Origin of the sequence: Halomonas fontilapidosi (assembly GCF_014192285.1) — a bacterium.
GTDB classification, from domain to species: Bacteria; Pseudomonadota; Gammaproteobacteria; order Pseudomonadales; family Halomonadaceae; genus Halomonas; species Halomonas fontilapidosi.
This window is the reverse complement of record NZ_JACHXQ010000005.1, coordinates 15,776-30,201: the sequence shown is the minus strand read 5'-3', so window position 1 is coordinate 30,201 and position 14,426 is coordinate 15,776. Positions and strand designations below refer to the sequence as shown.

11 protein-coding genes are annotated in these 14,426 nt (G+C 66.2%); 4 read left to right on the top strand and 7 right to left on the bottom strand.

Features of this window, described 5'->3' with window-relative positions:
• Nucleotides 1-67: 67 nt before the first annotated feature.
• Complete coding sequence (locus FHR95_RS08675) at nucleotides 68-787, bottom strand: murein L,D-transpeptidase catalytic domain family protein (protein WP_221199273.1); 720 nt, start codon at nucleotides 785-787, stop codon at nucleotides 68-70.
• Between the two features lie 190 nt (nucleotides 788-977).
• Between FHR95_RS08675 and FHR95_RS08670 the strand changes: the two genes are divergently transcribed.
• Nucleotides 978-2,591, top strand: a complete 1,614-nt coding sequence (locus FHR95_RS08670; protein ID WP_246378475.1) for a L,D-transpeptidase family protein — start codon at nucleotides 978-980, stop codon at nucleotides 2,589-2,591.
• A gap of 39 nt (nucleotides 2,592-2,630) precedes the next feature.
• Here FHR95_RS08670 and FHR95_RS08665 read toward each other — a convergent pair whose 3' ends face one another.
• From FHR95_RS08665 to FHR95_RS08655, 3 genes are all read right to left on the bottom strand, one after another.
• Nucleotides 2,631-4,484 (bottom strand): ATP-binding cassette domain-containing protein, encoded by a 1,854-nt coding sequence (locus tag FHR95_RS08665; protein WP_183314114.1) that lies wholly within the window; start codon nucleotides 4,482-4,484, stop codon nucleotides 2,631-2,633.
• Nucleotides 4,485-4,610: 126 nt separating this feature from the next.
• The gene (locus FHR95_RS08660) at nucleotides 4,611-6,344 is read right to left on the bottom strand and encodes a peptidoglycan DD-metalloendopeptidase family protein (RefSeq protein ID WP_183314113.1); all 1,734 of its coding nucleotides are present in this window, start codon (nucleotides 6,342-6,344) and stop codon (nucleotides 4,611-4,613) included.
• 222 nt (nucleotides 6,345-6,566) lie between these two features.
• A complete protein-coding gene (locus tag FHR95_RS08655) occupies nucleotides 6,567-7,415 on the bottom strand; it encodes a pirin family protein (RefSeq protein WP_183314112.1) in 849 nt (282 codons plus the stop codon).
• A 99-nt stretch (nucleotides 7,416-7,514) separates the two neighbouring features.
• Here FHR95_RS08655 and FHR95_RS08650 point away from each other — a divergent pair, with 99 nt between their 5' ends.
• Together FHR95_RS08650 and FHR95_RS08645 are read left to right on the top strand one after the other, a co-directional pair.
• Nucleotides 7,515-8,429 (top strand): LysR family transcriptional regulator, encoded by a 915-nt coding sequence (locus FHR95_RS08650; RefSeq protein WP_040185696.1) that lies wholly within the window; start codon nucleotides 7,515-7,517, stop codon nucleotides 8,427-8,429.
• Between the two features lie 99 nt (nucleotides 8,430-8,528).
• Nucleotides 8,529-9,533 carry a glutathione S-transferase family protein gene (locus FHR95_RS08645; protein ID WP_183314111.1) on the top strand — a complete coding sequence of 335 codons (1,005 nt, stop codon included), beginning with the start codon at nucleotides 8,529-8,531 and terminating at the stop codon, nucleotides 9,531-9,533.
• Nucleotides 9,534-9,722: 189 nt separating this feature from the next.
• Here the strand turns inward: FHR95_RS08645 and FHR95_RS08640 are convergent, their stop codons facing one another.
• Nucleotides 9,723-10,178: a YaiI/YqxD family protein gene (locus FHR95_RS08640; protein WP_183314110.1), complete on the bottom strand. Its 456-nt coding sequence runs from the start codon at nucleotides 10,176-10,178 to the stop codon at nucleotides 9,723-9,725.
• Nucleotides 10,179-10,600: 422 nt separating this feature from the next.
• Here FHR95_RS08640 and FHR95_RS08635 point away from each other — a divergent pair, with 422 nt between their 5' ends.
• The gene (locus FHR95_RS08635) at nucleotides 10,601-12,307 is read left to right on the top strand and encodes a DEAD/DEAH box helicase (protein WP_040185700.1); all 1,707 of its coding nucleotides are present in this window, start codon (nucleotides 10,601-10,603) and stop codon (nucleotides 12,305-12,307) included.
• Nucleotides 12,308-12,400: 93 nt separating this feature from the next.
• On the opposite strand, the gene FHR95_RS08630 is transcribed toward FHR95_RS08635, so the two are convergent.
• Both FHR95_RS08630 and argE read right to left on the bottom strand, forming a co-directional pair.
• A complete protein-coding gene (locus FHR95_RS08630; RefSeq protein ID WP_183314109.1) occupies nucleotides 12,401-13,144 on the bottom strand; it encodes a glutamine amidotransferase in 744 nt (247 codons plus the stop codon).
• A 35-nt stretch (nucleotides 13,145-13,179) separates the two neighbouring features.
• Nucleotides 13,180-14,334 carry an acetylornithine deacetylase gene (argE, locus tag FHR95_RS08625; RefSeq protein WP_183314108.1) on the bottom strand — a complete coding sequence of 385 codons (1,155 nt, stop codon included), beginning with the start codon at nucleotides 14,332-14,334 and terminating at the stop codon, nucleotides 13,180-13,182.
• Nucleotides 14,335-14,426: the final 92 nt, after the last annotated feature.

Below are 14,426 nucleotides of genomic sequence, written 5' to 3'. Positions count from 1 at the left end.
TGCTTCGACATGGCCCGCCCGCTGGCGCACGGCCAGCGTGGTGCCAGAGGCGGCCACAGGACGCCGATCAGTTGAGTGCCAGTTGCGCCTCGTTGCGATCGCAATGGAAGAAGTTCGAGTTCGCCAGCCACTCGGGATCGGGATAGTAGGTAAAGAGGTATTGGTCATCCTTGATGGTGTCGATCAGCGGCGCCGCGACTTCCTGGCGAACCGCCGGGCAGCCATGGCTGCGGCCGAGGCGCCCGGTCTGCTCGATGAACGCCTCGCTGACATAATCGGCCCCATGAATGACGATGGCGCGCTGGTAGGCCAGGTCATTGACGCCGGGCTCGAGGCCCTCGAGACGGAGCGAGTAGCCATTGCGCCCCTGGTAGCTGTTCATGGTGCGAAACAGGCCGATGCTTGACTGGTGGCTTTCCGGGATATTGGAGAAACGCTCGGCCAAGGCATTGCCGGAGCCCTGGCCGTGGGAGACCAGTTCCTCGAAAAGTAGCTGGTCGCGCTGCAGGTCGAAGACCCAGAGACGCGGTTCTGTCGAAGGCAGCGAAAAATCGATCACCGCCAGGCGTTCGGCATGAGGGTCAGCGCAGGAGAGCGCACGCGCCGCTAGGCGCAGCACCCGGGGGGCGGCGTCTGGCGCCAGTCGCGTCAGGCTCTGCTCGAGAGAGCTCTGGGGCAAGGGCTTCGGTGCGTAGGCCTGGGCCAGGAAGTCATTGCCGGCGAGAGCGACGGAGGCGCTCGACAGCAACACACTGCACAGGGCCATGCCGCGAAGCCATCGATTCATGAAGGGGGTCGGCATTCGGGAAACCTATTATGTGGCATGCTAGAGGGTGTCGTTGATCACTCCCGACGGCGGGAGGCATCACGAGCCAGGCAAAACGGGGCCAGTCTACCTGCGACGTCACGTCGGGCACTATTATGGCCAAGGGAGACACGATGACCAGACCCCATTCTCAACGCAGGAGCCGGTATTCATGACATCAGCCAAAGGATTGACGCCACTGCTCCTCGCCGTGGTGATGATGCTTTCGATGAGCGCCTGGGCCAGCGCCGAAGAACGCGAGGCTGCCGTGGTCGGTGCGCTGGCCGAGCGCCTGGCCGAGGAGAAAGGGAACCTGCGGGATTTCTATGCCGCGCGCGAGTGGCGACCCGCCTGGCAGAAGGCCGAGAGCGTCAGCGGGCTCGTCGAGGCCTTGCGCGGTCTGGACGACGATGGCCTGAACCCTCGTGACTACCGGTCGGACACGCTGATGGCGGAATACCGCCGGACGCGGGCCGAGGGGAAAACCCCGGCGGAGCGGGCCAACTCCGACATTCAGACAAGCCGTATCTTGCTGACGGCGCTGCGTCATCTCCAGCGCGGCAAGGTGGATCCCCACCGCATCGACGCGGACTGGGAGGTACCCATCGATGCGCCCCCACTGGACCTGGGCGCCGTGTCGCGAGCGGTGGATGCCCAGCGCTTCGAACAGGCCTTTGCCCTGGCGCGCCCCTCGGCGGCTCCCTATGAGCGCCTGCGCGCGGGGCTGGCGCGTTATCGCCATATCGAGCGCCAGGGAGGCTGGCCGAGGCTGCCGTCCCGTGAACAGTCGTTGCAGCCGGGCGACGTTCATGACGATGTGTTGCTGCTGCGTCAGCGTCTGGCGATTATCGGCGAACTCGAGGTGATGGTGGCCGGTCTCTTTGCCGGGCCAGACTCGAGCGCTCCGCAGCCGCGGCGATACGATGAGGCGCTGGTCGAGGCCGTAAAGCGGTTCCAGCGTCTGCATCTGCTCGAGGAGGACGGCATTGTCGGCCCCAGGACCCGCGAGGCCCTGAATGTGCCGGTGGGCGAGCGCATCGCTCAGATCCGGGTCAACCTGGAGCGCGCTCGCTGGCTGCTCCATGGGCTACCTGACGCCTTCGTGCTAGTGGACATCGCCGGCTACCGGATCAGCTACTTTCGTCCCGATGGCGAGGTGTGGCGGTCACGCATCGTGGTCGGGCAGCCCTATCGTCGGACACCCTCGCTGCGTTCCGAGATCACGCACCTGACCGTCAATCCGACCTGGACGATACCGCCCACTATCCGCCGCGAAGACATGCTGCCCAAAATTCGCCGTGACCTGGGCTATCTGGCGCGCAACAACATCCGCGTGTTGAGCCCTTCCGGGCGTGAGCTCGACCCCGGGACAATCGACTGGAGCTCGCCGGGCAACGTGGTGCTGCGCCAGGATGCCGGGCCGGACAATCCCCTGGGCCGCGTGGTGATTCGCTTCCCCAACGATCATCTGGTCTATCTGCACGATACCCCGGCGCAGCAGCTCTTCTCGCGTCAACAGCGCGCCTTCAGTTCCGGCTGCATCCGCGTTCAGAACGTCATGGAACTGGTGCAGCTGCTGCTCGACGATACCAACACTCCGCGCGACATCCGTGATCTGGTGGCCACGGGGAAAACGCGCAATGTTCCCCTCGAGCGCCATGTGCCGGTGGTCCTGCACTACTGGACCGCGCATGCCACAGAGGCGGGCGAGCTCTCCTTTCGCCCCGATATCTATGAGCGCGATGACGCGCTACTCAAGGCACTGGATCGCCCTTTGAGCTGGTAGCGGGAGAGCTGCCTTGGCCGGGCGATGGGGCGTTCTGGGTTATCGATAGCCCTTGGCCTGAAGGCGGAAGAGACGCGCATAGCGGCCATTGGCGGCTATCAGGCTCTGGTGGTCGCCCTGCTCGAGAATCTCGCCGCCATCGATCACCAGGATCCACTCGGCGGCGCGTACCGTCGAGAAGCGGTGCGAGATCAGGATGGTCATGCGGTCGCGGCTGTGCTCGCGGAAGTCGGCATACACGGCTGCTTCAGCCGCGGCGTCCATGGCCGCGGTGGGCTCGTCGAGTACCAGAATGTCGGCGTCCTCGCGCATGTAGGCCCGAGAGAGGGCGATCTTCTGCCACTGGCCACCAGAGAGCTCCTGGCCGCCCTTGAACCAGCGCCCCAGCTGGGTGTGGTAGCCGCCGGGCATGTCGGCGATGAAGTCATCGGCCAGGCCGCGACGAGCGGCTTCCTGCCAGCGGGCCTCGTCGGTGAAAGCCGCGACGTCCCCGGCGCCCAGGTTCTCGCCGACCTTCATCTGGTAGCGCACGAAGTCCTGGAAGATCACCCCGATACGTCGTCTCAGGGCCTGAACCTCCCAGTCCCTCAGGTCGCTGCCGTCGAGCAGGATACGCCCCGCGGTGGGCTCGTAGAGACGTGTCAACAACTTGATCAGGGTGGTCTTGCCGGAGCCGTTGGCCCCCACCAGGGCCAGGCTTCCGCCGGGGCGCAGGTGCAGCGAGATGCCCGAGAGGGCCGGCGACTCGGCCCCGGGGTAGGTGAAGCCCACACCCTCGAAACGGATGCCGTCGCCGGGACACTCTCCCTTGGTCAAGGTGCCGCGTTCGGCGGGTACCGGCTGCTCCAGGTACTCGTAGAGGTTCGAGAGGTAGAGGTTGTCCTCGTACATGCCGCCGATCGCCGTGAGGCTCGCCGAGAGTGACGACTGCCCCTGCTTGAAGACCATCAGGTACATGGTCATCTCGCCCAAGGTCAGTCGTCCGGTCACGGTCTCCACCACGACCCAGGCGTAGGCGGCATAGAAGGCCAGGGTGCCCAGCAGCCCGAGCAGAAAGCCCCAGCTCTCGCGACGGATGGTCAGGCGGCGATCTTCGCCGTAGAGGGTGTCGAAGATGGTCCGGTAACGCTCCAGCAGCAGCGGCTCCAGGCCGAACAGCTTGACCTCCTTGATACTGTCTTCTCGGGCCAGCACCGTCTCCAGGTACATCTGCATGCGAGTCTGTGGCGAGCGCCAACGGAACAGCCGAAAGGCGTCCCCCGAGAACTTGGCCTCCGAGACGAACACCGGCAGGGCGCCGATCACCAGCACCAGCAGCGCCCAGGGCGAGAACTGCACCAGCAGCACCCCGAAGCTGGCCAGCGAGATGGCGTTCTGGGCCAGGCCGAAGGTCTTGTTGACCAGGCCCAGCGGCCGCACCGAGGCCTCGCGGCGGGCCCGGGTCAGCTTGTCGTAGAACTCCGAATCCTCGAACTGGGCAAGCGTCAGGGTGCCGGCCTTCTCGAGGATCATCACGTTGACCTTCTGGCCGAGCAGGGCGCGCAGCAGCGATTGCTGAGCGGAGAGGCCACGCTGGGCCAGGGCGATGGTGGCGATCACGCCCGCCTCGGCCACCACGTAACGCAGCACGCCCCACCAGTCGACTTCGCCGGTCTCGCCATGCCGGGCCATGGCCGCCACCACCGAGTCGACGATCAGTTGGCCGATCCAGGCGGCCACCGCGGGCAGCACCCCGGCGACCAACGTGCAGAGCGCCAGCCCCAGGGTCAGGGGGCGGGAGGTCTGCCAGACCAGCGCTAGGGCACGGTGGCTGTAGCGGAAGACGCCAAGGAAGCTGGCCAGGCGGTCGTCGGGCGGCGCGGCCGGTTGAGAGTGGGTATGGGGTGAGGACACGCCGAGAGTCTCCGATCCTGGGGACGTTAGTGTACCTTGGCCGGACACTCCGGCGGTCGGCACGGCATCCCTGAACGACTGCGCCCCGCTCGAGGGCGGGGCGCGGAAAGGTGGTGGCGGCGGGGCTTAGCCCTCGTCGTCGGTCGTGGCCACCTCGCCGGTGCTGGCGACCACGGTGCCGGTCTCGCCGCTCTGCAGGGCGGCCAGCACGGGTTCTGCCTGGCGCTGGAAGGCGACCAGCCGCTCGCCCTGGAGGCTCTGGTTCTCGGGCAGCGCCACCTTCATGGCATTCACCTGGCTGTTGTTGACCAGGACCTCGTAGTGCAGGTGCGGCCCGGTGCTGCGCCCGGTGTTGCCGGACAGCGCAATGCGCTCGCCCATGGCGACGCGCTGGCCATTGCTGACCATCGGCTTGGAGAGGTGCAGATAGCGGGTCTTGTAGCCGTTGTCGTGGCGGATCACCACATAGCGGCCGGCTGCCGGATGGTTGCCGACCTTCTCCACGCGGCCATTGGCGGGGGCCTGGACGGCAGTGCCGATCGGCATGGCGAAATCGGTGCCCTTGTGAGGGCTGATGCGGCCGGTGACCGGGTGCTTGCGGCGCGGGTTGAAGTGCGAGCTCAGCCGGTAGCGACCCTCGAAGGGGTAGCGGTTGAAGGCCGGGTCGAGGCTCTTGCCGTCCGGGGTGTAGAAGCGGTTGTCCTCCGTGTTGCGCACCAGGGTGAGGTCCATGCGCTCGCCTTCGTACTGTACCGCCAGCACCCGCGGGTCGAGGCTCTCGCCGTCGATGATGTCGGACTCCACCAGCACCTGAAAGCGATCGCCGCGACGGGTGTCGCGGCGGAAGTCGAGTTTCTTTTCCAGAACTCGTGAGAGCTCCGAGACCTCGGCGCTGGTCAGGCCGGTGGCCTTGGCCGAGCGTGCGAAGCTGCCGCTGATGCTGCCGGCGAAGAGGCGCTGGGTGGCTTCGCCGGCGCGTTCGATGGTGGCGACCTCGAAGCTGTCATCCTGGCGCTCGACCAGGAAGCCGTCCCGGGCGTTCTTCATCAGTCGCAGGGAGAGCAGATGCCCTGATTCGTCGAGCTGGTACTCGAAACGATTGCCCTGCCGCCAGTGGGTCAGCAGCCGAGGTTCGGGCAGGCGCTCCAGCAGGTTCATCACCTCGCGGTATCCCATGCCGAAGTGGTTCTGCGCCATGATCGCGAAGGTATCCCCCGCCTGGACCTCGTAGGTATTCCATTCCGGAACGAAAGGTTCGTTGGCAACGATCTCCTCCTCCAGCTGGATCGGCCCTTCGTCGAACAGTGCCAGATCGTCCTCGGAGACATCCTCGTAGGAGGTGGCATCTGCTACCAGGCCGCCGTCGTGATCGAGCATGCCGGCGGCGATGGTGCCGATGACCACGGCCATGTGCACGACGCCATCATCGAGGGTGGCGCCGTGGTCTGCCAGCAGTTCGTTGTCGTTGCTGGAAGCTTGCTCACGCTGGGCAGGCAGGGCGAGCGTTTCGGGAATCGCGGATTCAGCACGGCCGGCATTGGCCGGAGTGACGAAGTCGATGTCAACGATCTCCGAGGCTTTGAGCTCGGAGAGCGGGATATGCTGTCGAGTGGCGTCGAGCGCCCGCGTTGCCATCTCGATGGCGTCGGCGACGGGGGTGCGCTCGGTGTGCAGCGAAGGGAGGCCTGGGCTGGCATCGGCGTCGAGAGGGACAAGAATGGTGTCCAGCGTCTGGCTGTCGCGCTGAACATCTTCGTAAGAGGTGACGATTTTTTGTGCGCCCAGCACGGTGACCATGGTGGCAACAGGTAACAACAACAACTTATGGGTGCGGGGCAGCGAATGGAGAATTCGCATCATGGTTAATGGCCGTAACAGATGAAAAGGAAATAAATTAAAGGCATCCGAACCTTAACCCATGATGTATGGGATGCCTAGTCTGTACGGACATACATGACATTGTCGCTCTACGTCTGCTTGCCTGAGATAGGGCGTCGGACGAGAGCGCAAACACTGTTTTTTTAAGTAAACATTGGACACCTCGAGCCGGGGAATTTCAACCCCGACGCGAGGGGCCGGCGTTCAATCGGTGAAGGTGCCGGCACGATAGTCCCGCAGTGCCTGCTCCAGTTCGGCGTGCTCGTTCATCACGAAGGGACCGTAGTGGGCAATCGGCTCGCCATGGGGTTCACCGCTCAGCAGCAGCGCCTGGGCGCCCTCGTGGCTGGTCAGCACAAGCCGCTCGCCGCTGCCGAGGCGCGCGAGTCGGCCCTGAGGCACCGGGGTGCCGGCAATCTCCAGGCTGCCCGTGAAGACATAGACCAGCAGCGTGCTGGCCTTGGTGGCAAGTGCAAGCTCGCCGCCGGCCGCCAGTCGGGCATGGGCCACCGCGCCTCGGCCGGCCAGGGCCTCCAGCGGGCCTGACACGCTGTCGCCGTCGCTATTTTCCCAGCGCCCGCCCAGGGCAACGAGGCTGGCATCATGGCCGCCGAGCGTGGGCATCTCCGCGGCGCGCACGTCGCGATAGGTGGCCTCGCTCAGCTTGTCCCGGGCCGCCAGATTCAGCCACAGCTGAAAGGCGTGGAGCCCCTGATGGTCGGTCAGCGGCATCTCCGAGTGGATGATGCCCCGGCCGGTATGCATCCACTGGGCGTCGCCTGACTGGATGGTGCTTGAGTGGCCCAGGTGGTCTTCGTGGGTCAGGCCGCCATGGATCACATAGGTCAGGGTCTGGATGCCGCGATGGGGGTGCGGCGGGAAGCCGCCGACGTAGTCATCCGGCCGGTCGGAGCCCAGCTCGTCGAGCATCAGGAAGGGGTCGAGCCCGCCGCCGAAGTCATGAATGCGCTGAATCCTGACGCCGTCGCCATCCTGGCTCGGCTGGCTGGTCACCAGCTGGTCGACTTCTCGGGTGATGGCGGGGATTGTCATGGGGCTGTCTCCCGTTGTGCAAGGTTTGACTGGCATTTTAGGTCGGATTTTTCGAAGATTAAGCGCAACGTTTCGCTCTATAGATTCGAGGAATTCGAAATGTCCCGTGTCACCCTGGCCCAATGGCAGATGCTGGCGGCGGTGGTCGACCATGGCGGCTTCGCCCGTGCCGCCGAGGCGATCCACAAGAGCCCTTCGACCCTGAACCATGCCGTGCACAAGCTTGAGGAGCAGCTCGGTGTGGCGGTGATGGAGCCGGTGGGGCGGCAGGTGCGTCTGACCGAGGCCGGTGAGCTACTGCTGCGCCGCGCACGCCAGCTGCTCGAGAGTGCCGCCTCGCTGGAGGATGTGGCAGGGCGCTTGGCCGAGGGGCTTGAGGCGGAGGTGGTGCTGGCCGTTGACCAGATCTTCCCCCCCGATGCCCTTGCCCGAGCGCTGGAGACCTTCTCGGCGGCCTATCCCCATGTGCGCGTGCAACTCCACGAGACGGTGCTCAATGGCGGTATCGAGATGCTATACGACGGCAGCGCCGACCTGGTGGTGTCGGGCATCTCGGCCCAGGGGTTCCTGGGCGAGCCGCTGGTCCGGGTGCACTTCGTGGCGGTGGCCCATCCCGAGCACCCGCTGCATTGCCTGGGGCGTCCGCTCGACCTGCGCGACCTGGAACAGCACCGCCAGCTCGTCGTGCGCGATTCGGCCCGACGTCAGTCCATGGATGCCGGCTGGCTGAAGGCAGAGCAGCGCTGGACGGTGAGCCACCTGCAGACCTCCATCGACATGCTCCAGCGCGGCCTGGGCTTTGCCTGGATTCCCGAGACACGTCTTCGCCAGGCATTGGCCGAGGGGCGCCTCGCGCGGCTGCCGCTGGCCGCCGGCGGTAGCCGCGAATACCCGGTGCAGCTGATCCACCGCGACCGGGACCGGGCCGGTCCGGCGACTCATGCCCTGGCCGAGGCCCTGAAGGTGGCCGTGATGGCCTGTCCCGAGCAGGCACCATTCGAAACTGTCGAATGATGGAGCGCAAAACCTGCGCTTGAGCGTCGATGGTTTCGCCTTAAGCTGGGGTTGTCCTCGTTATCGAGCACTCGCTCATCGACATGTTAGGAGACAATCATGGGGCTTCTGATCGACGGCATCTGGCACGACCAGTGGTACGACACCGACAAGCACGGCGGTGAATTCGTGCGAGAATCCGCCAAGCTGCGCGACTGGATCACGCCGGACGGCCAGCCCGGGCCTGATGGCCAGCCGGGGCTGGCCGCCGAGACGGGCCGCTACCATCTGTATGTGTCGTTGGCCTGTCCCTGGGCGCATCGCGTGCTGATCATGCGTCGGCTCAAGGGGCTCGATTCAGCCATCGGGGTTTCCCACGTCAGCCCGCTGATGCTCGACCAGGGCTGGACCTATCGTGAGGACGAGGGCTCCAGCGGTGACCCGATCAACGGGGTGGACTTTCATCACCAGCTCTACACCCTGACCCATCCCCACTACACCGGGCGCGTTACCGTGCCGGCGCTGTGGGACAAGCAATCGGGGCGCATCGTCAACAATGAGTCCGCGGATCTGCTGAGAATGTTGAACGGTGCCTTCGACGGGCTGACCGGCAACCACCTGGACCTCTATCCCGAGGATCTGCGCGAGACCATCGATGCCGTCAACGCCGACGTCTATGACCACATCAACAATGGTGTCTACAAGTCCGGCTTCGCCACCGAGCAGTCGGTCTACGAGAAGCATGTGGTCGCGCTGTTCGAGGCGCTCGACCGCATGGAGGCGCGCCTGGCGGAGCACCGCTACCTGGCAGGCGAATGGTTCACCGAAGCCGACATCCGGCTGTTCACCACCCTGATTCGCTTCGATGCCGTCTACCACGGCCACTTCAAGTGCAATCTGCGGCGTATCGAGGACTACCCGAATCTCGCGAACTATCTCCGCGAGCTCTATCAGTGGCCGGGTATTGCCGAGACGGTGGACTTCGATCACATCAAGCGCCACTACTACGCCAGCCACGCCACCATCAACCCCACCGGCATCGTGCCCTACGGTCCGCTGCTCGAGCTGAATCGCCCCCATGACCGCGAGCGCCTGTCGGGCCAGGGGATCCGGGAGAAGGGATAAGCGTCCTGTGGGAGCCCGCGAGCCGTCGCGAAGCGGCGGCTCGGCCGAGCGTACCCATCGCTTTGCGAGCAAAGCTCTTACGACAACCTGCCCAGTGGCTCCGCATGCTTGGTGAGACAAGCTTGTTCGGTGGCTCCGCCCCCTTGTGGGAGCGCTGCTGGCAGCGCGATCCGCCGCGCAGCGGCGGCTTCAGCGGCGGGATTTCTTTGCCAGCCAGCGATCCAGCGCATTGGCGAATTCGCGGCGGTCGCCGTCGGAGTAGCCGCTGGGGCCGCCGGTGTGTTCGCCGCTGGCTCTTAAGGTCTCCATGAAGTCTCTCATCTGTACCCGGGCGCGAATGTTGTTGGCATCCAGCGTCTCGCCGCGGGTCGTCATGACCCTGGCGCCGCGCTCGATAGCCTCCAGGGCCAGCGGCAGGTCGGAGGTGATCAGCAGGTCGCCTGCCTGGATGCGCTCGACGATTTCGTTGTCGGCGGCGTCGAAGCCTTGGCTCACCGCCAGGCCCTTGACCCACCGCGATGGCGGCAGCGGCACCGCATGGTTGGCCACGAACCAGGTCGGCGTGGCGGTTCGTTCGGCGGCGCGCACGATGATTTCGCGCGCTGCCTTGGGGCAGGCATCGGCATCGACCCACAGATTCGGCATGCAGCACTCCGGCAGGGCAGGGAACAGAAAAAGGCTGGTCAGTGGCAGTCGACGATGGTAGCATGCGCGCTCCTCGCATGTGTTGACCCCACCATCATGACGACGCCACGCTGCCTCAGGCAGGTGGGCGCCGAAACGCCGGGCTCAGTGACCCAAGAACTGACCCCGCACGCGTTCGAATTGTGTAGATGGAGCGCCACCGAGATCACGCCACCCGGGCGAGATCGGCGCAAACGGTCGCCACAGCGGTTCATGGGCCATCTCCGATGGCATGGATCGAATGCCAGGTGCGACCGGCGTCCCCGACTCCGATTTTTCATCTGCCCCTCCGTTGGACGGAACGCAGATGCCTGAGCGTGTTGCACGCGTCAGGGACGCCACTGAATTTCTGCCGGCCCCGTCGGCCTACCAAGGTGTGATTAATGACCTCGACTTCTGTCGCCTCGCCGAGCTTCGGTGATCTGGACCTGCTGCCTGCCGTTCTCTCTGCCGTGGAATCCCAGGGCTACGAGACCCCGTCACCGATCCAGGCACAGACCATCCCTGCGCTGCTGGAAGGGCGTGACATGCTGGGTCAGGCCCAGACCGGCACCGGCAAGACCGCGGCCTTCGCCCTGCCGCTGCTGTCTCGCCTCGAACTGTCGCGTCGCGAGACCCAGGTGCTGGTGCTGGCGCCGACCCGCGAGCTGGCCCAGCAGGTGGCCGTCTCCTTCAGCAAGTATGGCCAGAACCTCAAGGGGTTCGAGGTCGCCACCCTGTGCGGCGGCCAGGAGTACCGCGAGCAGCTCTCCGCGCTGCGGCGTGGCGCCCAGGTGGTGGTGGGCACCCCGGGCCGGGTCATCGATCACCTGGATCGCGGTAGCCTCAAGCTCGACGGCCTCTCCGCGCTGGTGCTCGACGAGGCCGACGAGATGCTGCGCATGGGCTTCATCGATGACGTCAAGCGCGTGGTCGCCGATACCCCGAAGGACGCCCAGCGGGTGTTCTTCTCCGCGACCCTGCCGGTCGAGATCGAGCGTATCGTCAATCGCTACTTGGTCGACCCGGTCAAGGTGGCCATCGAGGCCAAGGTCGGCACGGCCGCCAGCATCGACCAGCGCATGGTGCGAGTCGACGGCGGGGCCAAGCAGGAGGCGCTGGCGCGACTCCTCGAGGTCGAACCGGTCGACGGAGCCATCGTCTTCGTGCGTACCCGGGCCGCCTGCACCACCCTGATGGAGCAGCTCTCCGCGCGTGGCATGAGCGTGGCCAGCCTCTCCGGTGACCTGGACCAGAGCCTGCGCGAGCGCACCATCACGCGCCTCAAGCGCGGCAAGGTCGACGTGCTGATCGCCACCGACGTCGCTGCCCGCGGCCTCGATGTGCCGCGTATCACGCACGTCATCAATTATGACCTGCCCCAGGATGCCGAGGCCTACACCCACCGCATCGGCCGTACCGGCCGTGCCGGGCGCACCGGTATCGCGATCACCTTCGTTGGCTTCCGCGAGGGCCGCAAGGTGGGCTGGCTCGAGCAGGCCACCGGCCAGAAGATGAGCGAGATGGCCGTGCCCGATGAGGCCGCCATCCGCGCCCACCGCGACGAGATGTTCCATCAGCGCGTGGTCGCCGCCCTGACGGCCGGTGCCGATGAGCAGCGTGCGCTGGTCGAGCGGATGGTCGAGGAGGGTCACGACCCCATCGAGCTGGCCTGTGCCTTTGCGCGCATGGCACGTGCCGACGAGGCGCCCATCGGTCGTGTGCAGGCTCCGCGTGCCGAGCGCAACAACGACCGCAACGCGCGTGACGCCAAGCCGACGAAGCGTCGCGACAGCGCACCGCGTGAGGGCATGACCCGCTATCGCGTTGCCGTGGGTCATCAGGATGGCGTCAAGCCCGGCCAGCTGGTCGGCGCACTCGCCAACGAGGGTGGTATCGAAGGGAGCCGTATCGGCCGGATCGACATCCGCACCGCCTTCTCGGTGGTCGAGCTGCCGAGTTCGCTGCCGGAGAGCATCCTGACCAAGATGGCCCGCGCCCGCGTTGCCGGACGTCCGCTGGAGATCAGCGAGGACAAGGGGGCGCCCGAGCGTGCTCCGCGTCGTCGTCAGGACGGTGACGCGCCGATTCGTCGTCGCACCAGCGCCTGATGCCGAGCGGGCCTGAGCCCGGTCCCGGTACATGAAAGGCTCCCGCACCCTATGGTGCGGGAGCCTTTTTTGTATGGGTCGTTGACTGCAGCCTCAGGACAGAGACGCTACCGCCTGCTGGCTGGCTGCGAGAAGGGCAAAGCGCGTGAGCAGGCCGGTGGCCTCAGGCGTACCGCCAACGTCGGCGATCAAGCGCTCCGCCGCCTCACCCTGATCTCGCAGGGCGTCTCGCTGATGGCCGAGATAGGCACGCATCACGGCCTCGGTGAACTCGGGGTGGAACTGCACGCTCCACTGGCGAGGACCGTGGCGCAGAGCCTGATGCGGGTCGTGACCATTGGTGGCCAGCACGCAGGCCCCGGCCGGCGCCCTGATGACCGTCTGGGCATGACTGAGGTGCGCGCGGAAGGTCCCCGGCAGGCTACCCAGCAGCGGATCCTGCTGGCCCGCTTCGGTCAGGGTGACCTCGCGGGTGCCGGATTCCCGTCCGGCCGGATGGAAGTCGCTGGCGCCGCCGAAGGCCGAGGCCATCAGCTGGTGACCGTAGCAGACGCCGAGCATGGCGATGTTGCGATCACGCGCCTCGACCAGCCATGGCTTGAGGGCCTCGCTCCAGGGCTCGGCATGGCTGACCATGGCGTGCGAGCCGGTGATCAGCAGGCCGTCGACGTCGTCCAGCCTTGGCAGGGCCGTGGCGCGCGTTGCATCAAAGACCCGCACCGAGGGCGCGGTCGGCGAGCCCGCCAGCACCTGCTGGAAAAGGGTCTCGAAGTCGCCATGGTCACGGGCTATATCGGGATAGCTGTCTCCGGTCTTGACGATCAGCAGGCGGGACATGGGGGCTCCAGGCGGGAATGGCAGGCAGCCTTATTCTACGGTCGGCGCAGTCGCTCGCCCAGTGCCGCCATGAAGGCTGCGCCCGCCTCGAGCTGCTCGATATCGATGTACTCGTCGGGCTGGTGGGCCTGGCTGATGCTCCCCGGGCCACAGATCACCGTGGGCAGGCCCTCGCGCTGGAACTGGCCGGCCTCGGTGGCGTAGGCCACGGCGCCTGCGGGGCGTTCGTCGAGCAGGTCTCGACACAGCGCCAGCACCTCGGCGTTGTTGTCGTCGGCCAGCGCCGGCACCGTGGTGTTCAGCGCCTCGGTAGCGATGGTGGCGTCCGGCGCGCGCGTGCGCATCTCGGCTTGCAGCTCGGCCGCGGTGTCGTCGACCCGCGCGAGCAGCTCCTCGAAGCGATCCGACGGCAGGTGGCGAATTTCCCACTCGAAGGTGCACTCTCGGGCCATGATGTTGATGGCCGTGCCGCCCTGGATCTTGCCGACGTGCAGGCTCGAGTGCACCACGTTGAAGGCCTCGTCCACGCGCCCCTCGGCCTTGAGTTCGGCCATCACGTCCTCGATGCGTGTTACCAGGCGCGCGGCAACGTGAATCGCCGAGACCCCCTGGTTGACCTGGCTGGAGTGGGCGGCACGGCCGGTGACGGTGGTGCGCAGGTTGGTGGCTCCCTTGTGGGCCACCACCGGGTGCATCATGGTCGGTTCGCCGACGATCACCGCGGCCGGACGAGGATGGTCGGCCAGCAGTCGCTCGATCATCCGCGGGGCGCCGATGCAGCCCACCTCCTCGTCATAGGAGAACGCCAGCCAGAGGGGTGTCGCCAGCTCCTGGGTCGTCCAGCGGGGCACTTCCGCCAGGGCGCAGGCGATAAAGCCCTTCATGTCGCAGGTCCCGCGGCCATAGAGCCGGCCGTCGCCTTTATCGACCAGGGTGAACGGATCGGTGGACCAGGGTTGACCATCGACCGGCACCACATCGGTATGGCCGGAGAGCACCACGCCGCCGGCCACGTCGGGGCCGATGCGTGCCAGTAGGTTGGCCTTGCGGCCGTCGTCGCTCTCCACGCGCCAGTGCGTTACGCCGTGCTCGTCGAGCCAATCCTCGACCCACTCGATCAGGGCCAGGTTGGAATCCCGCGAGACGGTGGCGAAGCTCACCAGGCGGTCGAGTATCTCGGCGGCGGTCATGATCAGGCTCCCTGTGTGGCAGTGTCCGCCAAGCCTAACATGGCGGGTCACGCGGCTCTCGGTGGAGCAGTGCGCATTTTCTGACAACCACG